The following is a 23,873-nucleotide window of genomic DNA, read 5'->3' as shown; positions in this document are numbered from 1 at the left end:
GAAATTAAGAATTAAAAATTACCTAGTGGCATTGCTTTGTGATTTTGCCCTTATGATTTTAATTATATATTTTTAATTGCTAAAAGCCGATCGAATGTATTCTTGCAGGGTGAGCAGGTAGTTTCCGGCAACGGCGGATTGAGAGTTCGCTGCTGTTAAGGGTAATATTTGCTTAGTGTTTTGTCGTGAAGGTTCGCACCTGACTAGGGCGACATCAAAGCGACAAGAATTATTTGCTAAATCTGGACGAGTGCTTAAAAATATTTCCGCTGTTTGCCAAAGTTTGGCTTGTTTTGTGGTAGTAACAGCCAACATTCCACCAGCATCCCAATTTCCCCGGCGGCGAGTTTTTACCTCGACAAATGCTAATGTTGGGGATCGATCGTTGGGAAGAAATTGGTTTTTTGCGCTTTCTTCCTCTCTTTCGAGTGCGATGATGTCAATCTCTCCCCAGCGACAGTGCCACTGTCGGTGCAGGATTTCCCAGCCTTGCTGCTGCAACCAGTCGGCGACTAAGTTTTCTCCCAATGTGCCGATATCCCGAGAGTTTGGGGATTGGGGGGAATTGGAGTGGGCCGTCGCTAACGGGGGATTCCCTACGGGAGAGCTACGGTTGACGCGCTTTCTGGTAGAATTCAATTCTGAACTGTCACAACTGCCCATTAGCTTGAACTTGTATGATGATTTCTCGAATTCGCCAACAGCGCAAAAATATTTATACTTTATTGCTGAGTTTTGTTATTTTAGCAGTAATTGCCGCTGGGGCGATCGGCATTAATCCCGCACCTGCTTTCGCTTTGGATCGCGACAAAGAAATCCTAGTGGGCGCTGATTTTAGTGGGAAAGTTCTGACTGACGACAGTTTTAATAAAGCCAATCTTCGCAACAGCAATTTTACCAATGCAGATTTGCGGGGCGTCAGCTTTTTTGGGGCCAATCTGGAAGAGGCAAATTTAGAAGGCGCTAATTTCACGGGTGCGACTTTGGATTTGGCTCGCATGATGAAAGCAAATTTAACTAATGCTATCCTTGAGGGTGCTTTCGCTTACAATACCAGGCTCGAAGGAGCTGTGATTGACGGTGCTGATTTTACAGAGACACTGCTGCGAGACGATATGATAGAAAAACTTTGTAAAGTGGCAAAAGGTACTAATCCCGTGACGGGTAGAGATACTCGCGAAACTCTATTTTGCGATTACTAAAAGATAAAACGGCGGTTGAAACCGCGTCTATACAAACGATGTCCGCCTCCGCAGACTGAAGGAAATAACGTAATTTTAACCGCCGTGTCTTCAACCCGCACTCCTCGGGTGAGAGTAATTTGTAGGGTGTCTCGCCCTCAAAAATCCCTGAATTGAATCGATAATCTCATGGCGACGCACCTTATAGCATTCACAAAAAGCCTTGTTAAGCTGTTGTGCATTTAATTTGTATGTTGAGGGCGGGCAGGATGCCCACCCCACAAGAGGAAAAATTTATTTGACTATGCAATTTAAATGCGGATTAGCTTAGACAAGAAGTTTTTTTCTCCACCCCATGTTTAAGGTGCGTCGCTATCTGAATTGTCGATTGAATTCAGGGCTCAACAATGGCGACACACCCTACGAATACTACGAACTTGGTTTGTAGTGAGGAATGCGAGTCCTTCACCTCAAGCCCAAGGTACAGATGTTAAATCGTAAAAATTAACTTGACGCAGGCGATCTAATTCCTTGAGCCATTCTTGTTCGGCACAAAATAGTTGGTGATATTCTATAGCCTCTTCGCCACTGCTAGCGGTCTTGGCTTTTTCCCACATATTGAGTGCAATCCGGCGCCGCTTCATGCTAATTATTTGCTCGATACAGGCGATCGCCGATCTAATTACTAAAGGTGCGCGATAAACGTTTCTTTCTGAAAACTCATTTAAGTGAAATAAATGCGAAATTTGATTGAGTTGATTGGGATATTCAATGAAGCTATCTTGCAATTTCAATACTAACTCAGAAGGCGCTACTTGTAAAGACATTTTGTGCAATATTTCTGCATTCACAATCTGGTGCCACAAAAATCGGTGATGAGAAAGGCTAAACTGTACGTCTCTAGCTTCTATTGCTTCTCTGACATCTTGGCGGTATTCGGGACAGTGCAAGTAAATCTGCAATAGTTGCGCTTCTGCTTCTTCTAAAAGACTGCGGGCTGCGGCAGATAAGCTTGATTTTGAGCTTTGGTTTTCGCCGCTTGCACGCTGTTTTTTATATTGTTTGTTCGGCTTCAGCTTGTTTCTAATTAACAGGGGCATAGTCAAAGATTCGTCTTGACTCTGCCGCTTTGCCCAATCGCTGACTACTTGATTGAGCAAGTTTTCAGCGAGCATTTTTGTGAGTCGAAAATCTCCTTTGCTGATAATTTCGGCGCACTTTTGCAGGTAATGTGCTAGCTGATTGTCGTCAGTGATATTGGTTAATAATTTAATGATTTTTTTCGTGACTTGCTGGGAAGTATCGGCTTGCTTCAAATCTTGATTGACGAGCATTTGTTGCAGTTGCCAGTCGATCCACAGCGGAGCATTTTCGAGCAATTCTCGATATTGTTCTGGGGAGTATGTTTTGAGGTATTCGTCGGCATCTTTGCCGTCGGGAATGTTGAGCACGCGCAGTTGCACTTCGCCTTGATAAGCGAGTTTTTCTATTTCTCCAATAGCGCGTTCTGCTGCTTGAGTTCCTGCTTTGTCGGCGTCGAAGTTGAGGATAATTTGTTTGGAGTCAGTGTAGCGCAATAACTGCCGCACTTGGTTTAAACTTAGGGCTGTGCCGAGGGAAGCGACGGCGTTGGAGATGCCGGCTGCCTGAAGTGCGATCGCATCAAAGTACCCTTCTACAACCACTGCGCGATCGGCTTTGCTAATGGCTGTTTTGGCTGTATCTAAGGCGAATAAAGTTTTGCCTTTATCGAACAGTTCTGTTTCGGGAGAATTGAGGTATTTCGGTTGTTCGTCGCCGAGAGCTCTGCCGCCGAAACCGATGACTCTGCCTTGGGTATCGCGAATGGGAATCATAATGCGATTGCGGAAGCGATCGTAATAACCGCTGCCGCCATTTTTTCGGGGTACAATTAATCCTGCTTGTTCGACTAATTGGGCCGGATAGTTTTTCTGTTCTACTAAATAACTGTAAAGTGCTTCCCAACCTTGGGGTGCATAACCTAATTGAAATTGTTGGATAGTTTCTTCGCTTAGCTGGCGTTCTGATTTGAGATATGCTAAGGGTTCTTCTCCTTGGGTTTGCCGCAAAGCGTGTTCGTAAAAGTTGGCTGTTAATGCTGAGATTTCATAGAGTTGTTCCCGCAGAGAAATTTGCCGCTGCAATTCTTGTCGGTGTTCTGGTTCGACTGTTTTGACGGGGACTTGATAATTTTTAGCTAATTCTAATACTACTTCGCTGAAGGAGCGCTTTTCTAATTCCATGAGGAATTTAAAGGCGTTTCCGCCTGCACCGCAGCCGAAACAATAGTACATTTGTTTGGCTTGGTTGACGGTAAAGCTGGGAGATTTTTCGTCGTGAAACGGACACAAGCCGACGAATTCTTTGCCGCGTTTTTTTAAGATGACTCTACCGGAAATAACGTCTACTATATCGGCTCGTTGTTTGACTTCTTCGATTGTTTCTGGGTGCAGCCGGGGTACTTGCATAGGGCTATTTTAGGGAAATTGAAAGTATTGGAGAAGGAAAGCACTACACGGATGAGGACACGGATACACGGATGAATTATCTACTCTGAGTGATTTCTCATGAGACTCAAAATCCCAGCCCCTTAAAAAGGTGAAAGAATCAGTGTCAAAGTCGCCCTTTTTAAGGGGGATTTAGGGGTTCTCCGGGGATAAAAAACACGCCCTAGGGCATAACTTTATTGTAAGATATTTATACTAATTGTAAGGAGCATCGAAATTAATGCGAATTTTAATGATGGGCGGTACTCGGTTTATCGGGGTTTATCTTACTAAGATTTTAGCAGCACAAGGGCATGAAGTGGTGTTGTTTAACCGGGGCAATAAGCCGGTACCGGTTTCTGGCGTGAAACAGATTTTGGGCGATCGCACAAATGTCGAGCAACTTAAAGACAAGTTATCGACGGAGGAGTTTGACGCCGTTTTTGACAACAACGGCCGCGAATTGGGCGATACAAAGCCTTTAGCTGAAATATTTAAAGGGCGGGTGCAGCACTTTGTTTACATGAGCTCTGCGGGGGTTTATTTGAAGTCGGATCAAATGCCTCATATTGAAGGGGACGCTACCGATCCTAAAAGCCGGCATTTGGGTAAATGCGAAACCGAAAATTACTTGGCCGAGTCCGGTTTGCCTTGGACTTCGATTCGCCCGACTTACATTTACGGGCCGCAAAATTATAATGATTTGGAGGCTTGGTTTTTCGATCGCATTGCGCGCGATCGACCGATTCCGATTCCCGGTAACGGAATGCACTTCACGCAGTTCGGGCACTGTCAGGATTTGGCGGGGGCGATGGCGGCGGTGTTGGGGAATGAAAGGGCGATCGGGCAAATTTACAACGTTTCGGGCGATCGATTTGTCACCTTTGACGGTTTAGCCCGCGCCTGCATTCAAGCCGCAGGCCAATCCCCTGACGCTATTAAGATTGTACACTACGATCCGAAACAATTTGACTTCGGCAAAAAGAAAGCTTTTCCGATGAGATTGCAGCACTTTTTCGCTTCAGTTAATAAAGCTGTTACCGAGCTTAACTGGAAGCCGGAATTTGACTTAGTTTCCGGTTTGAAAGATTCATTTCAGAATGATTATCTAATTTCGGGAAGGGACAAAGCCGAGATAGATTTTTCAATCGATGACGAGATTTTGAAAGCCGTTTAAAGTAAAATTAAAGTAAGGTGCGCACTGCGCACCCTACCAATGTTGAGGAAGAAAAATAACATGAGATTTATCAATCCCAAAATTGATTTTGCATTCAAAAAAATATTTGGCTCCAGCCAAAGTACAGAGATTTTGATTAGTTTCTTAAATGCCATACTTTATGAAGGGGAATCCATAATTGAAAGTTTGGAAATCCTTGACCCTTATCTTGGCCCTCAAATAGCCGGATTTAAAAATAGCTGCTTAGATGTCAAAGCGCTACTTAACGATGGCAAATTTGTGATTATTGAAATGCAAGTTTTGAAAGTGCAGGCATTTGGCAAGCGAGTTTTGTACAATGCAGCAAAAACTTATGCAATTCAACTAACAAAAGGAGAATCCTACAAGAATTTGCGACCTGTGATAGCCTTAACAATCACAGATTATAAAATGTTTAGTGACAATGAAGAGGTGATTTCCCATTTTGTTTTCAAAGAAAAAATTCGCTTGTCTGATTATATACAGAATGACATTGAGTTAGTATTTGTAGAGTTGCCAAAATTCAAGAAAGAATTGGAGCAACTGGAAAGTCTTACGGATAAGTGGATTTACTTTATCAAAACCACTGGCACTTTGGATGAAGTACCTCAAACAATGGCTACAGTCCCCGAAATTCAGAAAGCTTTTGAAATTGCCAATGAAGTTAGCTTGACACCAGAAGAATTGAACAAATTACAACAGGAAGAGTTGTTTGCTCAAGATCAGGAGAGTTCAGTGGCTTTAGGTAGGGAAGAAGGCAGACAAGAAGGCAGACAAGAAGGACAAGTAAGGTTAATTATGCGTTTGCTGAGTCGCTGTTTAGGTCAGCTAGACCCCGACAGTCAAACCAAAATTAGCAAATTGCCGATCGACAAATTAGAAAATCTTGCAGAAGCCCTGTTAGATTTTTCAAACGCCGAAGATTTGACAGCTTGGTTAGAAGCTAATTCTCTAAAAGACTAAGAAATATTAGGTAAATCTCATGCTTGGAATAACACTCAGCAGTCGCTACAGCATTATCCGTCACTTGGGAGGCGGCGGATTTGCTCAAACTTATTTAGCTGAAGATTGTCAGCTACCGGGAAATCACCTCTGCGTTGTCAAGCAGCTTAAACCTCAAGCAACAGATCCCGAAACTTTACAGGTAGCAAGACGTTTGTTCGATACGGAAGCGCAAGTTTTGTACAAGTTGGGAAATCACGATCGCATTCCCCGACTTTTTGCTTACTTTGAAGAAAATCAAGAGTTTTATCTCGTTCAAGAATTCATAGAAGGTCACGATTTAAGTCAAGAAATTATACCCCCCCAAACCCCCCCTTACCAAGGGGGGGCAGGGGGGGGTTCTCCTGGAAATGCGGGAGGTATGAAGGAAGATGAAGTTATTTGTATATTGCAGGAACTTCTCGAAATTTTAGATTTCGTACACCAGCAAAATGTGATTCACCGCGATGTCAATCCCCGGAATATAATTAGGAGAGATAAAGATGGAAAATTAGTTTTAATTGACTTCGGTGCAGTCAAAGAAATTACCACTCAAATCACCAATCCTCAGCCCAAAAATAGCTTGAGTGTGAGCATCGGTACGCCCGGTTATATGCCCAGCGAACAAGCTCACGGCAACCCGAAACTCAGCAGCGATATCTATGCCACAGGTGCGATCGCAATTCAATGTCTCACTGGCATAACTCCCCACCAAATGCCAAAAAACCCCGATACAGAGGAAATTATTTGGCAGGACAAAGCATCGGTCAGTCCTGAATTTGCGAATATCTTAGATAAGATGGTAAAGTACGATTTTCGGCAGCGTTATTCTAGTGCCGGCGAAACGCTGCAAGCTATTAAAGAATTTAAAACTCCTCTCGGCGGTACAGTTCCGGTATTACCTCCGGTTGCTGCTGCGCAGGGGCCGCTCAAATCCCGAAGAAAACTGTATTTGAAAATATTGTCGATCGCCAGTTTAATTGGCATCACTATTATAGCATCAACTTATGCTGTCAATAGTTTTAATTCTGCAAATGCAACTGACCTGTACAACCGAGGCAATACTCTTTACAATTTAAGCCGATTTGAAGAAGCTCTAGCAGCTTACGAGCGAGCAATTAATCTCAGACCGGACTACGCGGAAGTTTGGCAGGAAAAAGCCAAAACTTTGTACGCATTGAAAAAATATCGAGAATCGCAGTCAGCTTACGATCGAGCAATAGAATTAAAGCCAGAATACTTGGAAGCTTGGACGGGACGCGGTTATGCTTTAGAGAATTTGCAACAGTCTCAAGAGGCGATCGCCTCTTTTGAGAATGCTTTAAAAATCCAGCCCGACTATCCCGCCGCTTGGGAAGGCAGAGGCGATGTTCTGTTAGATTCACAGCGGTACGAAGAAGCGATCGCCTCCTACGAAAAAGCAGTCGAATTTCAGCCTAATTTGTACCGTGCTTGGTACAATCGGGGACAAGCTAGCCAAAAATTAAAACAGTACGATAGCGCCGTAGAATCCTATCAAAAAGCAGTTGAAATTAAATTTGATAATTCTGAAGCTTGGTACAATTTAGGCAATGTTTTCCTAGAATTGAACAAAAACCAAGAAGCTGTTGAAGCCTACGAAAAAGCCGTGCGGTTCCAGCCAAATTTTTATCAAGGGTGGTACAGTAAAGGCATCGCTTTGCTGAAAATGCGGCGGCACGAAGAAGCGGTGGAAGCTTACGAAAAAGCGGTAAAATTAAAGCCTGATTATTATCAAGCATGGTACAATTTAGGTTGGTCGTACCATCAATTACGCAAGTACGAACAAGCAATTGAGTGTTACAACAGAGCCTTAGATTTAAACCCGAAAGAATATCAAGGCTGGTACAATAGAGGCAATGCCCAGTACAATTTGAAGCGGTACGAAGATGCGATCGTCTCTTACAACGAAGCAGTCTATGTCAAACCAGATTACTCCGAAGCCTGGTACAGTCGCGGCAATGCACTTGTGGCGGTAAAAAGATACCAGGATGCGATCGCCTCCTATGACAAAGCAATTCGCTACAAACCCGATTACGGAGCGGCAATGGAAGCAAAAAAGCGGGTCGAAAGTCAGCCAGAAAACAATCAGCCACAGCCCAAACAACAATAATTCTTAATTAAATTTAGTCGGGACTTAAGCAATTGTCACAATTAGTAAGGGGCGTCAGATATTTAAACCCTCAATAATCGTTTAAGAAACTCACCTGACGCACCCTACAATGCTATTATTCCTTCTTCCTTGTCAAGAATGATGAATACTAGATCGTTCATCCGTGTATCCGTGTTATCATCCGTGTAGTGCCTTCCTTCTTGCTTTCACCGAACAGCAGGAGCAATTACGGTAACTCGGCGGCTGTCTACTAACATCGGCCAAAAACCTCGATCGCTCAATGTTTTTACAGCAGCAGTAGCGGCGTTTTGATCCGTTGTATAAGCGACGAATAAAAAGGGACGCTGGCCGTAGGAAGCTAAGCCTACTTGCGTACCCAATACTTGCTTGACTTGGGCGGCTAATTCCGGTTGATTGAAGTAATCTACCAACACTGCATAACCGGGGCCCAGAGGTTGCGGATTAAAGGCGAAACTGTCATTTGGGCGATCGGGGGCTGGTATGGGAGAGGTGGCTGGCTGAGGATCGTAGACTGGCAAATTTTGCGGTAATGCTGCTGCGGGCGATCGTACTACGTAAGCTTGCAATCCGACAACATCTTGGATGTATTTAACCCAATCGCCGGCGATTTGCGAGTCGCGAAAGCCACCAACCCGCGTCACCGTGTCGTTGATGTACCGACAAACTGTGTTGTTAGTATTTCCGGGGAAAGAGCGTTTTGCTCTTTCTTGCTGTTCGGGTGTTCGGGTGACAATTAACAGTAAATATTCATCGGACTGGGGCGGTTCGCAGCTCGATTGAGCTTTAACAGAACTCGATAAAATTGTCAAGACTAAAAGGGCGATCGAGGTAGCAGAAAATAGGGGGAGAGAGACAACACCTTTGTACAATTTCCCCCTAATTTTTGTTAGTTGTTTTGTGGGATATTTCGATATTTGGTTCATGCTGGCTGTAGGGATGCGAGGGCATCGGGAATAGTTTCTGATGGTGCTTGAAATTCACCTGTCAGTACATATTCTAATCGCAGTTTTAACCAGGTAATGAAGACAGGATCTGTAGAAATAATAGCGGCGGCTGGCTGAGGGCATTTTGCTTTAACTTCTGCCATTGTCGGTGATTCTAGGAAAGCGGGCTGTTTGACCAACCAGAAGTCTATCTGTTTTTCTTGTTCGTTGTAGTTGCGAGTTCTTTCTTTAAACACTTCATCTAGGGCTTCTTCTTCTAGCAAAAAGCGTTGGCTGGCTAAAACGTAGTAGTATTTTGACATTTTTGTTGCTGGTTAGGGGTTATTGATTAACGGTTAGTGTCGCCTCTACTCGCGGGTTTTGCTGGCTTAGAGGCAGATTGGCCGAGTTGCGGGAGTGCGCGGGCGATCGCAACTCTCAACTCTTGTGCCGTTTACTTTACATTATTTGCTGTCATTTTGGCTAGATGCAGAGCTACTTAAAGAATAAATGTTGCAAAATTTACAGAGTCTGATATAATTTGCTATAATTTTAATTATTGTCTTTGCCGAAACTTGATCCAGCCTTGGGAAAGTTATTGGCGGCGAGTTCACTTGCACGCTGAATAATTACCAGTTACCAAGGTTATATAGGGCTTATTCAACCGCCGTGGGTATGATTTGTAGATGCAAAATTCTGCAAGTTCGATCGCGACTGGTAAGCTGTTGTGCATTTAAATTGTATATTTCGAGTCCCGATCGAAAATCGTCAAATCCTCTCCCCCTCTCCCCTTCTCCCCCTCTCCTTCTCTAATACCACAGGCAATCTAGATGCAACACAGCTTATTGCTTGGTGTCTGGTTGTAGTTTAAGTCTGACTGTTTCTAGAGTCGGAAGTTCGCTGTTTTTTGGTGAAGTTATATTATTTTTTATAGAGTAGCGGATATCGGAAGGGGGGCTTTCCGATAGAATGCGATAATTGAGTAGAGCAAATGGGAAGAGCTGATGACTACTTACAAGATAGAGATTCAGGATCGAGTATTAAAAGTTGGATTTGGAGAGCCTGGTCAAAATGACCAAATTGTGCGAGATGCGGCAGCTAGGTTGGATGAAATGAATAATTCAGGCGAATTGTCAGGAGGGCCGCTAATTAAAATTAATGGGCCGGCATCTTTACCTGTAGCTTGTGTTTTGGTTCACAAAGTTTCTCATCTTTACGGTGCAGTTGGAGTTTTCGATCCGAAGTTGGGAAAATATGTAATTGCAATTACTCACAATCCAGAGTATAATCTGGGTGACTTAGTTGATTGATTTTTCGCTGGTGAGCGTAGCGAGGAAACTAAAACTGAGTGGGAAAGTAATTGCAGTCAGTAGGAATAATTTTGGGAGACGTACGATCGCTCCCAAAACTCCCTAAGTTTTTAATCTAAAAAAAGCTCGTTCGGGGGTAAGCTTTATGCCATCAATTACGTTCGATTTAGAAACAGTTACGCCGCTTTTCCTAGCAGGTGCCAATCAACAAGAAGCGGAGTTGCCTCCGCCTGCTTTTCGCGGTGCTTTGAGGTATTGGTTTCGGGCGATCGCCGCTAGCATTACCACTTTTGATGAAGTCAAAAAATGGGAAAACAAAGTTTTTGGCAACAATGATGCTGGAGGAACGGTTATTATCCGAGTTCAGACACAAAAAGCCGTTAGCAATGAGAATTAAATAACTTACACAGCGATACATAACCCAATAAATAACTCCACCCAAAATCATGCCTTGACCAAGAGTTTCTTGATGGTACAAGCCCCCGGATTTATCCGTGGAATCAATCCAAAATCTAAAATCTAAAATCCTCAAGCCCCTGAATTTATGCGTGGGTCGCCTCCAAAATCTAAAATCTAAAATCTAAAATCTAAAATCGAATGACTTCGATCGATTAAAGGCTAAACTTATCTAAGCTCGGACTCAAGCTAACTGTCACGCGACTGCCAACTTGTAGGGTGCGTCAGACGGAGTTATAGGGCAATTATTGAGAGTCTGAGTTCCGGGACACCTTACTCTATGTGACAGCGCTATAGTCATATCAGCTTTACTATAAATTTTCTCCCCATTCATGAACATCGCTTATTTAGTCAACCAATATCCCAAAGTCAGCCACAGCTTTGTCCGCAGAGAAGTGGCCGCCGTTGAAACTTGCGGCATGAAAGTCGCACGTTTTTCGATCAGATCGTGCGAATCAGAACTCGTTGACAAAGCCGACAAACTAGAGCAAGAATTGACTAAAGTAATCTTAGGAGTTGGCGTACAGGGGTTAGCGTGGGGTTTGCTCCGCGTTGCGGCAACTAGACCGATTCGATTCATCGAAGCTGTTCGGTTAATGTTCAAAGTTGGCTGGCACTCGGAACGGGGGATTTTGCTGCATCTAGCTTATTTAGCAGAAGCTTGCATTCTTTTAAATTGGTTTGCAGAATCCGGTACAGCACACGTTCACGCTCATTTTGGGACAAATTCGACAACAGTCGCAATGTTGTGCCGCGTGCTTGGCGGCCCGACTTACAGTTTCACCGTTCACGGCCCTGAAGAATTCGATAAAGCGACACTTCTTTCCTTAGACGAAAAAATTAAGCGATCGACCTTTGTAGCGGCGGTTAGTTCCTTCGGTAAAAGTCAGCTTTTTCGGTGGTGCGATCGCACTTTTTGGTCAAAAATTCACGTCATACACTGCGGCGTAGATGCAGCATTTTTAGCTCACCCGCACGTCCCCATACCCGCAGCACCGCGCTTAGCTTGCGTTGGGAGGCTCAGCGAACAAAAAGGGCATTTGTTATTGCTAGAAGCTGCTAGCAAGCTAGCAGTTGAAGGCTTGGAGTTTAAGTTGGTACTTGTAGGAGACGGGCCGCTGCGATCGGATATTGAACAGCAGATTCTGCAACTCGGCCTGCAAAATCATATAGAAATTACCGGCTGGGCCAGCGGCGATCGAGTTCAGCAAGAGATTTTAGCTTCACGGGCAATGGTATTGCCGAGTTTTGCTGAAGGTTTGCCCGTCGTAATTATGGAAGCCCTCGCTCTCAATCGGCCCGTAATTAGCACTTATGTTGCTGGCATCCCCGAGCTCGTAGAACCCGGTGTTTGCGGTTGGTTAGTTCCTCCGGGTTCCGCAGAAGCATTAGCCGCAGCAATGCGCGCGGTATTGGAAGCACCTGTAGAAAAACTAGAACAAATGGGGAAAACAGGAGCAGAACGGGTTGCTCAACAACACAATGTTGATTTAGAGGCAAAGAAATTAGTGGCTCTGTTTCAAGCATCTATTGAACAATAATCATAAGATAAAAATACCGGGCGGTTGAAACCGCGTCTATACAAACGAAACCCGCCTCCGCGGGTTGAAGACCAGGCGATTTCAACCGCCGAATTATCTTCAGTCCGCGGAGGCGGACTTTGTTTGTGTAGACGCGGTTTCAACCGCCGACTCCGGGCTTTGTTTGTGCAGACGCGGTTTCAACCGCCGTCTTATCTTTTTAAGGAATAGGAACCGATCGCAATAACTTGTCAACAATCGTCTTCGCCCTCCTTCCCCCCGCCGGAATCAATCGGTGAGACAGTACGTGCGGTGCCAAATATTTCACATCATCAGGAGTCGCATAATCTCGGCCCTCCATAAACGCCAAAGCCTGCGACGCCCGGTGCAAAGCCACCGCACCCCGGGGACTCGCCCCCAGAGTAATCTCCTCATCTTCCCGCGTCGATCGCACCAAATCCACAATATACTGTTTCAAAGAGCCTTCCACCTTCACAGCAGCGCACAAGCGGCGCAACTCCTGCACTTCTTCCAAAGAAATACAAGGCTGCAAATCTTCAACAGCAAAAGTATCAGAAAGCCGTTCCAACATTTGCAACTCTTCCAACGCAGCGGGATAGCCCAAAGTCAAAGACAAAGTAAACCGATCCATCTGCGCTTCCGGTAGCGGAAAAGTGCCTTGATATTCGATCGGGTTCTGAGTCGCAATCACAAAAAACGGCGCCGGAACATTCCGCGAAACTCCATCTACTGTCACCTGCTTTTCTTCCATCACTTCCAGCAAAGCTGACTGAGTTCGCGGCGTCGCCCGATTGATTTCATCGGCAAGCAAAACATTAGCAAAAACTGGGCCTGGCAAAAACTCAAACTTCCCGCTGCTAGGATTCCAAATATTAGTACCCGTGATATCAGTCGGTAACAAATCGGGAGTGCACTGAATCCGCTGAAACTTGCCAGCGATCGATCGCGCCAAAGACTTCGCCAGCAGCGTTTTCCCCACACCCGGCACGTCTTCCAGCAGCGCGTGCCCGCCCGAAAGCACAGCTACCAGCACCAAGCGAATAGCATCGGCTTTGCCGACAATAGTCTTGCCTAGATTTTGTTTGAGCCGCTCAATATGTTCTCTCATATCCCTGATTTCTAAGTGTTAATTGCTAGTTGCTAATGCTTGAAAAGATATCAAGATTGCCAAAATTTTGAGTCTTTGCTTTGCGGACTTCGTATTTGTAGAACTAAATTGATTCTGACTCATTTTGCACCATTTTTAAAACCTATGACGCTGTTCTAGATCGCATATAGCGGTTCTCAAAAAAGTGAGGTATGCCTTATGCCCTATGCCCTATGCCCTATGCCCAGTCGTACCTCATCTTTCTGAGAAAGACTATAATTATTAGACTTTAGCAGCTAATAGGCTTCTAGCAATATCGCAATCTGCCTGAATTTGAGTTTTGAGAGCATCGAGAGAAGCGAATTTTTGTTCGGGCCGCAAAAACTCTACCAAACTCGCGCTCAAGGTTTGACCGTACAAATCCCCAGACCAATCTAACAGGTGAACTTCCACAGTGGGTTGCTGGCCGTCTACCGTCGGGCGGCAACCAACATTCATCACTCCATTGACAAAAGATAACTTTGATGCTGTGTCGGGGATTACAGATTTGGGGTTTTCCCGCTGATAGGAAGAACTTTCATCTTTCATCTTTTCCCATCCATGTTTCACCGAGACTCGCACCGCGTACACGCCAAAACGCGGCAAAAATTTTTCCGGCGGCAGTTCGATATTAGCAGTAGGAAATCCGATCGTCCTACCCAGCCGCTGTCCGCCAACCACAGTCCCGACTAAACTGTAAAATCGCCCCAGCAACTGATTCGCTCTCTTGAGGTCGCCGGATGCCAGACCTTCGCGGATTGCAGAACTGCTGATCCGATCGCCCTCACCGCAATTGTGCAGGGGTACAAGAGCAACATCAATACCGTAACCCGAGGCGATCGACTGCAAATCCACAGCCGTCCCAGCGCGTCCCCGCCCAAACCGAAAATCAACCCCCACGCTAATTCGACTCGCTTTTAGTTGCCGCACCAGAATTTCCTCGACAAACTCAGAAGCAGTCAAAGCCGCCAGTTCTCGATCGAACGGCAGCAGTACTAATTGCTCGACGCCCATTGCTGCGAGCAATTCTACCTTTTCTGCCAGAGGGGTCAGCAGTTTTTTCGGTTGACCTGTAAAAAATTCTTGCGGGTGCGGATCGAATGTCACCACAGTGCCGTAAAGCCGATCGACCCCATCAGAATCGCGACCAGAGAAGCTGTTTCCCTCTGCCTTTTGCCCGATCGAACCATCGAAATTATGGCGGCTTTCGGCTCTATCGGGCGGTGCTGCCGAGTCGTTGTCGCAGGTCGCCGGATGTTCGCTTTCCAAATTTTCATCTCTGCCAGCGTTTGAGCGCAAGTTTTGACCCGACGCCACAACCGTCGCAGAATTTGGCCCAGAGGATCGATTTAAAATTGGCTGCACGACTTGTCGATGCCCTAGGTGCAAACCGTCAAAGTTTCCCAAGGCAACAGAAGTTGGAGTCAGAGCAGCGGTACAAGAAGAAGTTACCCACACGCTTAAAATTTTGACATACTTAGCCAGATTGCGATCGCCGGTCGATTTTAGATTTTAGATTTTAGATTTTAGATTTGACTCCACTGATTAATCTGGGAGCTTGAACTTTAGTCTAAACTTTTTGGTTCTCCACCACTTAAGCCGGGGGCTTGTGTCTGTCTTTGAGTGAGGTCAGGCCTAACTTAAATTTTAGATTTCCGACCTCAATATTTCTGAATCTGCCACCTCAAATCCATCACGCAGACACTTTAGGGGGTTCCACCGACGTTTCAGACACATCGTTGTTATCAGGAGGTAGCAACTGTAACGACAAACCTTCCCGCGCCATCAAACTGTTCGGGAACCTTTGAGCCACTTGTTCTCCCACCTTGTCTAAAAACTCGTCATTGTGCAGCGGGTCGTGGTGAAAAATCACCAACTTTTTGACATTAGCAGCCTTTGCCACCTTCACCGCTTCCTGCCAAGTCGAATGTCCCCAGCCGACCTTGCTGGTTTTCTCCGCATAATACTCCTCATCCGTATAAGTAGCGTCGTAGATCAGCACCTCAGCATCCCGAGCCAAATAAAGCACATTTTCGTCCAAACGATCGGGCAAATGTTCGGTATCAGTCACGTAAGCAGCCGAATACCCCCGCCAGTTCACGCGGTAGCCTACAGCTTCCCCCGGATGGTTCAACAAAGCAGTTTCCACCTTAATATCCCCAATTTCCAGCGGTTCGCCCACTTCTATATCGTTAAATTTCAGGTCTGCCCCCATAATTTGCAGGGGCACCGGAAAATTGGGGTGGAGCATCTGGTCGTTGAGCCGCTGCTGGATAGTAGCCTTATTAGGAGGAGGAGCAACAGCCCCATAGATGTGAAAACAATTGCCCTTAATAAAAGCTGGGACAAAAAATGGGAATCCTTGAATGTGATCCCAGTGAGAGTGAGTAAAAAATATATGAGCTTCTACGGGCATCTGCGACAGGAGAGTTTGTCCCAAAACCCGCAATCCAGTACCGCCATCGAAAATTAGGCGGCTGTCACCCACTCGCATTTCTATACAGGGCGTGTTGCCCCCGTAACGTACTGTTTCTGCCCCGGGAGACGCTATGCTACCTCTAACGCCCCAGAAGTGAACCGTGAATTGGTTTTGCATACTAGACATGGGTTTTCCTGCAAGATTGTTCCGGCGAGCCATCGGTAAGGTGTTTACATATTGGTAAGGGCTTCAGTATCAAACGCAAGCTCTTTGACGGTCGAGTTCCCCACTTGTTGGAAGTGCTAAGAGTCTCGGTTGCCAGAGAATGCAAAAATGTTGGGTTTGACAACTGAGCAAGAAATTACAACCTAGACGTTGGAAGTCTCGATCGTAACTATTCTTTTCCTCTCTTCACTAGCCTAACCTCCGCAGACACACTTTGGGGCCGCAGTTCTGTCTGAGTCTGGTCAAAAGCCGCTGTTTTTCCAGCCTCCGCACTTGCCGAACAGACCTCGCGCGGTGGGTTGTTTGCCTTGCTGCTTTACGGGTTTGAACCCCGATGATGGGCTTCCTGCTATCTAGTCCGGTCGGGGATCGACCGTAATATCCAGATGCCGGGGCGGGTTTACGCCCATACGTGGCTGATATTGCCGATCGGGCGCGACTCGCCCCTACCAAAATTACGGCTAATTTACCCGACTTGAGCTGCTTCCATTAATTCAAAAATCTTAGCAGTTTAGGAGCGATCCTGCTATTGATTATCAAACAATTCTGTCTCGATTCAAGCGCCCGCCAGGAGGCTGCTGTCCGTCCAGCCTCATCTGACACTCTTGGGGCCGCCTCCTGGCCTCCTGGCCAAAGGCTAAATTTTCGACGCGCATTTCTTGGCGGACTTCTTGGCGCACTCAAAATCCCCCAAATTTCTGAAATTTTAATTTTTTTGGGTTTTGCCCTTGGGCCAAAGGACGATCGCCCAAGGGCCTCAAGAGTGATTCAGAAATATTCGCTGTTAACCTGTAGTGCTTTTCTCAACTATCTTCAATAGCTCTATTTTTGGTAATGATTTTCCGGAATTCGGCGCAGTTGCGGTACTCGCCACCGGTTGAAATTTCATATATCATAAAGTATAATAATATTCTGGATCGAGAATCTAAATCAGTGCTAAAAACGCCTGGATAACTTAAAGTTATTTCTCAAAAAAGTCAGTATGAATCAAGTTAAAAAAAGTACAACCAAGCTGAATCGATCGCCCGTGAAAGTGTCCGTTAGCGAAGCCCTCGAAGAGGATCGCACTTTGCAACTCGAATCGCTCCCCCATCGGGAATTGTCCTTAGAAATGACCGATGTCCGAGAAGAGAGAGAACTCAGTCACGATCGCCCGCCGGGAAGCCCTAGGACTGCCGAAAAAATGCGCCGGAGGGTAGATGGCAAGACCGATCGGGCCCGATCGCCTGTGGTTTCTAACGCCTTGCTCAAGTGGCTGCTAGAGCGTTTGACTCGATCGAAAGGTTGGCTGGCAGTTGTCACCCTGGCAGCAGTTTGGGGGTGGTGGAACAGTCAGTTACTGTTTTCCACAGGCCTGGGGATAGCAGCGATGATGCTGGTTTACCGAGGGCAGTCGCGGGACTGGCAATTGCTGCGGGAGCGAATCGAGCAATTTTGGGAAAGCCCGAACCGCCGATTCGTTTTAGCGGTGGGCACCGGTGGCATGGCTACCTTGGGCGCTTACATGAGTTTGGCGATTTGGGCCGACTCAAGCAGCCACTGGACGGCTTTGAGCCTGATTTTGCAGAATTTGGGCACGATCGCCATTGCAGGGCTGTTGCTGCGGCAAGCGTTGAGTCTGGGGGCCTCAAAAGATGAAGCGGCGCTCGATCGCATCCTGGCAGATTTGACTGATGCAGACCCCGTGAAGCGTTTGATTGCAGTGCGGCAAATGACCGATTTGGTGAATAACGGTGGGTTTGGCCCTTTTGGTTCCGTCAAAAGTTCGCAAGCGTTGCCCTCGAAGAGGATCGCCCGTTCCCGCGCTGCCGAGTGCTTTCGCCTGATGCTGAGTCGGGAACCCGAAGCTTTAGTCCGCAATGCCCTTCTTGAAGGTTTGGAGACTTGGGACGCTACTTATGGCATGGCTTTAAAATCCAAAAATCAAGTTATCGACTACTAGCTGACCGTCAAAAGCGTAAAAAGTAATTCGATGAATATTCGGAGCTTTTACGCGCAGGGGAGCGCTAGGGGCGATCGGAGAATTAGACCCTGCCAGATTGGGCGCTGGCATTTCATCCTGAACAATTGGGTTCCCGTCGATGTCGCAAGCAGATAAAACAGTTCGCCGCGAACTGGTGACGAGTCCTGACACGCTGCGAACTGGATGCTTGAAAGTTACTTCTATCAGTCCGCTTTTTGGGGCCCCCATTAACACTGTTGCCCCAGAATCCGTGACAAATGCTGGGTTTGAAGGTTGGATGGCCACGGCGTTGAAAAAAGTCATTCCCCAATGCGCAAACTGGTGTTGTACTACTTCAAAGCATTTTAAGTCTTCTAAAGCTAGGCGGACGATCGCTGGTACGGTGGCGCGCGATGGCACCTCTAACCCGGAGCCCGATCGTTCTGGAGTGGCGACTAAAGACTTTTTGCCGTTTAAATCCATGCTTCGACAGGCAGTATCAAATTCTGCAAACCCGTTGGATTGAAGACTTTTTGCGTCAACCATAAAACCCTCGCGATCCCGTTTCCTGAGCAGTTGCATTTTTAGTAGATCTCCCTGAGATGAGTTATTTCTTGTGTTTTGGAATTTATAACCGCGATGCCAGGGAAATTGCCTCTGGCTGCAATTACGAGCCGAAAACCGATCGCTCGCCCTCCAACAAAGACTTTCGACCTCAAAACCCACTGTTCCGCAAAATATGGTAATTAATTATTCGCGATCGGCGAGCGTCGGCAAACCTGCCAACTGCCTGAAAGCCAGATATAATACTCCTGCTTTCCGAGCGCCTGCTTTGCGGGTTGGCGAACAAACTCTATTGTGCTGAGGGGTCTTACCCATCATTTTGCTATTATCTCCGATCGGCGGTAGTTTGCAAGGGTGAGGATAACTACACAGCCTAACTGCCCAAATCGCAAAACTTACTTGCTGTCTGTAGTTTCACGCTGCACCTGTACTAAGATAGATTTAAATCATTACTCAATCTTTACAAAAACAGCCCCAGCTTTGCACATTTTTTTTAAACACCTTTTTTAAACAGAGACGGGGCGGCGGACAAAAATCAAACATCTAACAGCGATTGAGGTTTATTTATGCTTGTGCCCCTCGGTTTCGGTCAGCGATCGATAGTTACTTCTCTCGGCAGAATGGTTTACTACACTGCTGAAAAAATGCCTTGGATCGGGTTGCCGACCTCAACTTCGGAAAATAAGCCGAATTTGGTATTTTTTCACGGTTTTGGGGGCGGGTCTAGTGCCTACGAATGGTCGAAAGTTTATCCGGCTTTTGCGACAGAATATCGAATTTTAGCACCTGATTTAATCGGTTGGGGGCGATCGGAACATCCGCCGAGAAATTATCAGGTTGAAGATTATATCACAACTTTGATTGAATTTATCGAAAAAACCTGCGACAGTCCGACAGATGCGATCGCTTCTTCGCTGACGGGGGCGATCGCGATTCGAGCTGCGATCGCCCGTCCCGATCTCTTCAAATCCCTAATTTTGACAATACCCAGCGGTTTGTCTGACTTCGGACAAGATTACGGCAGCAGTTTCTTCGCTAAGCTAGTCAACACGCCGATTTTAGACCGACTGCTCTACAGTACCGGAATCGCCACAGAAGGCGGCATCCGCAGCTTCCTAGAACAGCGCCAATTTGCCGATTCCCGCCGCGTTTATCAAGAAATTGTAGACGCTTACCTCGAATCCGCCTTAGAACCAAATGCAGAATATGCCGCCCTGTCTTTTGTGCGGGGAGATTTGTGCTTTGATTTGTCGCTGTACATCACTCAGTTAACTACGCCGACAGCGATTATTTGGGGAGAAAAATCGCAGTTTACCGGCCCGGATATCGGCCAGCGGTTGGCCAACCTCAACCCCGAAGCAATAAAAGTTTTTCAATCTCTGGAAAACGTAGGTTTGACTCCGCAGTTAGAAATTCCCGCTGTCACTATTGGCTTAATTCGGCAATACTTAAAACTGCTTTCCCAAGGGTGAAGAAGTTCGGCAACGGATTCTGTAACGGATGTAACGGATGTCAGTCCGATGGAAGAAGGAAGAAGGAAGTTCGGCAACGGATTTTGTAACGGATGTAACGGATGTAACGGATGTAACGGATGTCAGTCGGAAGAAGGAAGTTCGGCAACGGATTTTGTAACGGATGTAACGGATGTAACGGATGTCAGTCCGATGTCCGTCGGAAGAAGGAAGTTCGGCAACGGATTTTGTAACGGATGTAACGGATGTCCGTCCGATGTCCGTCGGAAGAAGGAAGATGAATTCCCTCTTCCCTCTTCCCCCTTCCCCATTAGCAATGACTGCTGACTACTGACTGCTGACTACTGACTACTGACTACTGACTGCTGACTGCTGACTGCTGACTGCTGACTACTGACTACTGACTATTCTTTGACTCGCACGTCAATGACGCTGGCGTTGAAAATGTACTTTTGGCCTTCAAGCTCTAGCGTAGTGCCAATTTTGACTTTCGTATTCCCTAAAACCGGGCCATTGTCAGTAAGTTGACCTTTTCCCTCTAAGGTAAACATCATATTTTTGCTGAAGGCTTCTTCTTCTCTGGGATCGGGGAGAGCTTTGAGAGTGCCGTTGGGCTGAGGAACTGCTATGGTTCTGGTGAGAGTTTTGACAGATTTGATGGTAATCTGACCGGAGGGTTGATTGCGGATCACCACATTGATTTTATCGCCTGCTTTGAACAAATCTTGAACGTTTGTCCCTTTGAGACCGATCGCAATTGCATCAATCTCTACAGTTTTGACACTGCTGCCGACTTGGGCGACGGAACCGCCAGAAGTGCCGGGAAAGAAGAAGATTCCGACTGCAACTAGCAGTACGATGAGAGCGGCACCTACGTCTAGGATGCTGAGTTTGCCGAACAGCCGGCCTTGAGAATCCAAAATTTTCATAAATCGCCTATTATACTGATAGCGACAGGAGTATGTTTACAAACTCAGGACTTACACAGACATCGATGAAAAACAGATGCTGCTATTGCTGAGCTACCGCTGGCAATGACATACTTTATTGATACGTAAGTCCTGAAGCTAAAAGATATTACCACAACGATCGCCCAAAATCCGCATGACTGGGGCACGTGAACTACCCACACTAAATCGAAACGATTATAGTGTGGGCTTCTAACATCACAGAGGAATGCCTCAGAACAGACTTGCGTCCAAGCTTTGGTCTTACTTCCCCTCCGCTAGCAAAAACGGCTGTTCCATCCGTCTGTAGTATCCTGATGCCCTCGGCTCTAATATTTGTTGCTGCATTACCATCACGGTCGTGACGATTACCGCAATTAGGACAAGTCCACTCCCTAACATCAAGTGGTAACTTATCAATCTGGTAATAGCAATTAGAGCAGAGCTTGGATCTGGGGAACCAACGGTCAATTTCAACCAACTTACCACCTTTTTTATCTAGCTTGTAAGCTAGGAAATTGACAAATATTCCCCATCCCGCATCAGATATGGCTTTAGCTAAATTGTGATTGCGTACCATGCCTTTGACATTAAGATTCTCTACTACGACAACTTGGTTTTCATTGACGAGCTTTCTCGAAAGCTTATGTATAAAATCCTGACGGGATTTAGTTACCCGTTCGTACACTTTAGCTACAGTCTTTTTGGCTTTGTTCCTTGAATTACTTCCTTTCTGTTTTTTAGCTAGTTTTTGTTGCTTGCGTTTGAGGTTTTTCTCGTGTTTGGCTAGATGCTTAGGGTTGTCATACTTAGAGACTTTGCAGCCATTGCTCGTAATAGCAAAATGAGTCAATCCCAAGTCAATTCCAATTACTTTTCCTTCCGTTGAAACAGTCGGATTGTCGCCTTCACTCTCCGTCAATATTGAGGCAAAGTATTTCCCAGAAGGATTTAAACTAACCGTTACGGTTTTGATTGTTCCTTCTATGTTCCTGTGCAGCTTGGCTTTGACTTTGCCGACTTTGCCCGGAAACTGAACAAACCCATCAAGTACCTTGATATTTTGAGGATACTGAATCGATTGCTTACCATGCTTTGACTTGTAGCGCGGGAACCTAGCACGACCTGCAAAAAAGTTTTTATAGGCAGTTGTGAGGTTGAGCGTTGTTGCTTGCAAAACTTGGCTGTAGCATTCAGACAACCAAAGTGTTTCTTCGGCTTTCTTGAGTTTTGGTAAAAAGGCATTGAGTGCTGACTGACCAAGGCTTTTACCCGTTTCTTTGTAAGTCTCAATTGACTTATTTAGAGCATAGTTCCACCACCATCTGGCACAGCCAAAGTGCTGAGACAGTATGGCTTGTTGCTCTAATGTTGGATAAAGTCGAACCTTGATGGCAGTATGCAGCATCTCATTACCTCCTTACTGTATTATACACATTTCAGTAAAACAGCTACAAAGATAAAGATTTGGAGATTTCCGTACCTACAATCTCCCTGCCTTTCATCCCGCCACTAAACTGGGTACAGTTATAGCGGGAACAGGAGCGAGGAGTTAAAGCATAAGGCAGTTGACGGCGGTTGGTTAGCCGACAGGCCGATCGCCCGGAAGCTGTCGGCCCGCTTAAAAATTAGCAAAAAGCTATAATAGCAACAAATCAGCCTCAAATTTCGTCTGCCTATTGAGTGACTTTTCCGGTTTTTCCTCAAATTTTATCTAACTTCTCCCACGTATCAATCATGTTAAAAAGTTTTTGGTTGACTTGCCGGCGTACTTGTGGCCGGGGGATTTATCTGTTTCTGTCCCTGATTGTGGCTGCGGGTATCGGGGTGGTTTCCCCGGAACCGACTCAAGCATTTTCTTTGCCTGAACTGATTTTTCGGGGCATTCAAGTTATTCAATTGTCGAATATGTCCGATGGCCAAGAGGTGACTATTGGCCGACAAATTAATCAGCAGTTAACAAACAGCGAGTTTAAGATCGATCGCGATCGCGACACTACATTATATATCAACCGCATCGGTCAACGACTCGCCCGGGAAAGCACTCGCCCGAATATTCCTTATACTTTTCAAGTGATTGACGACGACACGATTAATGCTTTTGCAACTATGGGCGGTTTTGTTTATGTGAATAAAGGCTTGATGGCAGCGGCGGACAATGAGGCAGAATTGGCCAGTGTGATCGCCCACGAAATAGCTCACATTAATGCTCGCCACGCGATTAAACAAATGCGTCAAATGGCCATCGCTTCAGGTGTAGCTTCGGCAACTGGGCTCGATCGATCTCAGGCGGTTCAGATTGGGGTGGAACTGGCTTTGCGGCGCCCCCACAGCCGCCAAGCTGAGTATGAAGCCGATCAGTTGGGATTGCAAACAATGGGGCGATCGGGCTACGCTCAATCTGGGATGGTTGATTTTATGAAAAAACTGCTCAACAAGCCTTCTCCTCCGAGCATTTTGAGCACTCACCCGGCTACTGCCGATCGGATTGCTGCTATGAGGCAGGCGATGGACCCGGATCTCGCTAGCGGTGAAGGTTTGAATAATGCAGCTTACAGGCTGGAAATCCGCAGGCTTTTGGGGTCGTAGCAATTTTAAATCAGTCGGCCGCTCTGTTCTTTTCTCTTGTCTTCTCTTGTCTTCTCTTCTCTTCTCTTCTCTTTTCTTTTCTTTTCTTTTCTTACTTGGCGACCTTGGCGTCGAAAGCGGTTCGTTAAAAAAATAAATCCATTCTTGATATCCTCCCCACTGATGAATCAGGGGGATTCCAATCTACCCAAACAAAGAAAGCTGCTTAGGGAATTGGTGGGTTGACGCTTCACTGGAAGATGCCACATTAGATGCGGTCTTACTCTGTCCTCCACGTCCGTTTTTAGTCTCAGGCAATCCACCCGCGACTTTTATATTAATTGCGGCGTTTTTATCTCGGTCG

23 protein-coding genes are annotated in these 23,873 nt (G+C 46.1%); 12 read left to right on the top strand and 11 right to left on the bottom strand.

Annotated features, from left to right (window positions below):
* Window positions 1-72: 72 nt before the first annotated feature.
* Entirely contained in the window at window positions 73-663 is a 591-nt protein-coding gene (locus QUB70_RS04530; protein WP_332978605.1) for a YraN family protein, read from the bottom strand.
* 14 nt (window positions 664-677) lie between these two features.
* On the opposite strand from QUB70_RS04530, the gene QUB70_RS04525 reads away from it, so the two are divergent.
* Complete coding sequence (locus QUB70_RS04525; protein WP_332978603.1) at window positions 678-1,202, top strand: pentapeptide repeat-containing protein; 525 nt, start codon at window positions 678-680, stop codon at window positions 1,200-1,202.
* Between the two features lie 449 nt (window positions 1,203-1,651).
* Here the strand turns inward: QUB70_RS04525 and dnaG are convergent, their stop codons facing one another.
* On the bottom strand, window positions 1,652-3,670 hold the full coding sequence (dnaG, locus tag QUB70_RS04520; RefSeq protein WP_332978601.1) for a DNA primase: 2,019 nt from the start codon (window positions 3,668-3,670) through the stop codon (window positions 1,652-1,654).
* Window positions 3,671-3,929: 259 nt separating this feature from the next.
* On the opposite strand from dnaG, the gene QUB70_RS04515 reads away from it, so the two are divergent.
* The 3 genes from QUB70_RS04515 to QUB70_RS04505 are packed head-to-tail and all read left to right on the top strand — an operon-like array spanning window position 3,930 to window position 7,995.
* Window positions 3,930-4,865, top strand: coding sequence for an NAD-dependent epimerase/dehydratase family protein (locus QUB70_RS04515; protein ID WP_332978600.1), 936 nt, complete (start codon window positions 3,930-3,932; stop codon window positions 4,863-4,865).
* A 60-nt stretch (window positions 4,866-4,925) separates the two neighbouring features.
* Entirely contained in the window at window positions 4,926-5,846 is a 921-nt protein-coding gene (locus QUB70_RS04510) for an Rpn family recombination-promoting nuclease/putative transposase (protein ID WP_332978599.1), read from the top strand.
* A gap of 19 nt (window positions 5,847-5,865) precedes the next feature.
* A complete protein-coding gene (locus tag QUB70_RS04505) occupies window positions 5,866-7,995 on the top strand; it encodes a tetratricopeptide repeat protein (protein WP_332978598.1) in 2,130 nt (709 codons plus the stop codon).
* 206 nt (window positions 7,996-8,201) lie between these two features.
* Here QUB70_RS04505 and QUB70_RS04500 read toward each other — a convergent pair whose 3' ends face one another.
* Entirely contained in the window at window positions 8,202-8,939 is a 738-nt protein-coding gene (locus QUB70_RS04500) for a hypothetical protein (protein ID WP_332978597.1), read from the bottom strand.
* Window positions 8,936-9,262 (bottom strand): MgPME-cyclase complex family protein, encoded by a 327-nt coding sequence (locus tag QUB70_RS04495; RefSeq protein ID WP_332978595.1) that lies wholly within the window; start codon window positions 9,260-9,262, stop codon window positions 8,936-8,938. The genes QUB70_RS04500 and QUB70_RS04495 overlap by 4 nt, the downstream gene beginning before the upstream one ends.
* Before the next feature lie 681 nt (window positions 9,263-9,943).
* On the opposite strand from QUB70_RS04495, the gene QUB70_RS04490 reads away from it, so the two are divergent.
* The 3 genes from QUB70_RS04490 (at window position 9,944) to QUB70_RS04480 (ending at window position 12,246) form a co-directional block, all read left to right on the top strand.
* Window positions 9,944-10,249 carry a CRISPR-associated protein Csx3 gene (locus tag QUB70_RS04490; RefSeq protein ID WP_332978594.1) on the top strand — a complete coding sequence of 102 codons (306 nt, stop codon included), beginning with the start codon at window positions 9,944-9,946 and terminating at the stop codon, window positions 10,247-10,249.
* Between the two features lie 145 nt (window positions 10,250-10,394).
* Entirely contained in the window at window positions 10,395-10,646 is a 252-nt protein-coding gene (gene cmr1, locus QUB70_RS04485) for a type III-B CRISPR module RAMP protein Cmr1 (protein ID WP_332978593.1), read from the top strand.
* Window positions 10,647-11,037: 391 nt separating this feature from the next.
* Entirely contained in the window at window positions 11,038-12,246 is a 1,209-nt protein-coding gene (locus tag QUB70_RS04480; protein ID WP_332978591.1) for a glycosyltransferase, read from the top strand.
* Between the two features lie 199 nt (window positions 12,247-12,445).
* Here the strand turns inward: QUB70_RS04480 and QUB70_RS04475 are convergent, their stop codons facing one another.
* The 3 genes from QUB70_RS04475 to QUB70_RS04465 form a co-directional block, all read right to left on the bottom strand.
* A complete protein-coding gene (locus tag QUB70_RS04475) occupies window positions 12,446-13,354 on the bottom strand; it encodes an AAA family ATPase (protein WP_332978589.1) in 909 nt (302 codons plus the stop codon).
* A 261-nt stretch (window positions 13,355-13,615) separates the two neighbouring features.
* Window positions 13,616-14,830, bottom strand: coding sequence for a bifunctional riboflavin kinase/FAD synthetase (locus tag QUB70_RS04470; RefSeq protein ID WP_332978587.1), 1,215 nt, complete (start codon window positions 14,828-14,830; stop codon window positions 13,616-13,618).
* Between the two features lie 235 nt (window positions 14,831-15,065).
* Window positions 15,066-15,977 (bottom strand): MBL fold metallo-hydrolase, encoded by a 912-nt coding sequence (locus QUB70_RS04465; protein WP_332978586.1) that lies wholly within the window; start codon window positions 15,975-15,977, stop codon window positions 15,066-15,068.
* A 1,021-nt stretch (window positions 15,978-16,998) separates the two neighbouring features.
* Between QUB70_RS04465 and QUB70_RS04460 the strand changes: the two genes are divergently transcribed.
* Window positions 16,999-17,958, top strand: a complete 960-nt coding sequence (locus QUB70_RS04460) for a hypothetical protein (protein WP_332978585.1) — start codon at window positions 16,999-17,001, stop codon at window positions 17,956-17,958.
* Here the strand turns inward: QUB70_RS04460 and QUB70_RS04455 are convergent.
* Together QUB70_RS04455 and QUB70_RS04450 are read right to left on the bottom strand one after the other, a co-directional pair.
* Window positions 17,926-18,540, bottom strand: coding sequence for a hypothetical protein (locus tag QUB70_RS04455; RefSeq protein ID WP_332978584.1), 615 nt, complete (start codon window positions 18,538-18,540; stop codon window positions 17,926-17,928). The genes QUB70_RS04460 and QUB70_RS04455 overlap by 33 nt on opposite strands.
* A gap of 168 nt (window positions 18,541-18,708) precedes the next feature.
* Window positions 18,709-18,840, bottom strand: a complete 132-nt coding sequence (locus tag QUB70_RS04450) for a hypothetical protein (RefSeq protein WP_332978582.1) — start codon at window positions 18,838-18,840, stop codon at window positions 18,709-18,711.
* Between the two features lie 248 nt (window positions 18,841-19,088).
* Here QUB70_RS04450 and QUB70_RS04445 point away from each other — a divergent pair, with 248 nt between their 5' ends.
* The 3 genes from QUB70_RS04445 to QUB70_RS04435 are packed head-to-tail and all read left to right on the top strand — an operon-like array spanning window position 19,089 to window position 20,328.
* Entirely contained in the window at window positions 19,089-19,994 is a 906-nt protein-coding gene (locus QUB70_RS04445; protein ID WP_332978580.1) for an alpha/beta fold hydrolase, read from the top strand.
* Between the two features lie 37 nt (window positions 19,995-20,031).
* Window positions 20,032-20,154 (top strand): hypothetical protein, encoded by a 123-nt coding sequence (locus QUB70_RS04440; RefSeq protein ID WP_332978578.1) that lies wholly within the window; start codon window positions 20,032-20,034, stop codon window positions 20,152-20,154.
* A 21-nt stretch (window positions 20,155-20,175) separates the two neighbouring features.
* Window positions 20,176-20,328: a hypothetical protein gene (locus QUB70_RS04435; RefSeq protein WP_332978577.1), complete on the top strand. Its 153-nt coding sequence runs from the start codon at window positions 20,176-20,178 to the stop codon at window positions 20,326-20,328.
* 70 nt (window positions 20,329-20,398) lie between these two features.
* Here QUB70_RS04435 and QUB70_RS04430 read toward each other — a convergent pair whose 3' ends face one another.
* On the bottom strand, window positions 20,399-20,923 hold the full coding sequence (locus QUB70_RS04430) for a DUF4330 domain-containing protein (protein ID WP_332978575.1): 525 nt from the start codon (window positions 20,921-20,923) through the stop codon (window positions 20,399-20,401).
* Window positions 20,924-21,125: 202 nt separating this feature from the next.
* Window positions 21,126-22,349: an RNA-guided endonuclease InsQ/TnpB family protein gene (locus tag QUB70_RS04425; protein ID WP_332978573.1), complete on the bottom strand. Its 1,224-nt coding sequence runs from the start codon at window positions 22,347-22,349 to the stop codon at window positions 21,126-21,128.
* 329 nt (window positions 22,350-22,678) lie between these two features.
* Between QUB70_RS04425 and QUB70_RS04420 the strand changes: the two genes are divergently transcribed.
* A complete protein-coding gene (locus QUB70_RS04420; protein ID WP_332978571.1) occupies window positions 22,679-23,530 on the top strand; it encodes a M48 family metallopeptidase in 852 nt (283 codons plus the stop codon).
* Window positions 23,531-23,873 lie beyond the last annotated feature (343 nt).

Origin of the sequence: Microcoleus sp. A003_D6 (assembly GCF_036702825.1) — a bacterium.
Lineage (GTDB): Bacteria > Cyanobacteriota > Cyanobacteriia > Cyanobacteriales > Microcoleaceae > Microcoleus.
The sequence above is the reverse complement of the archived record's forward strand: the minus strand, read 5'-3'. Positions and strand labels throughout refer to the sequence as shown.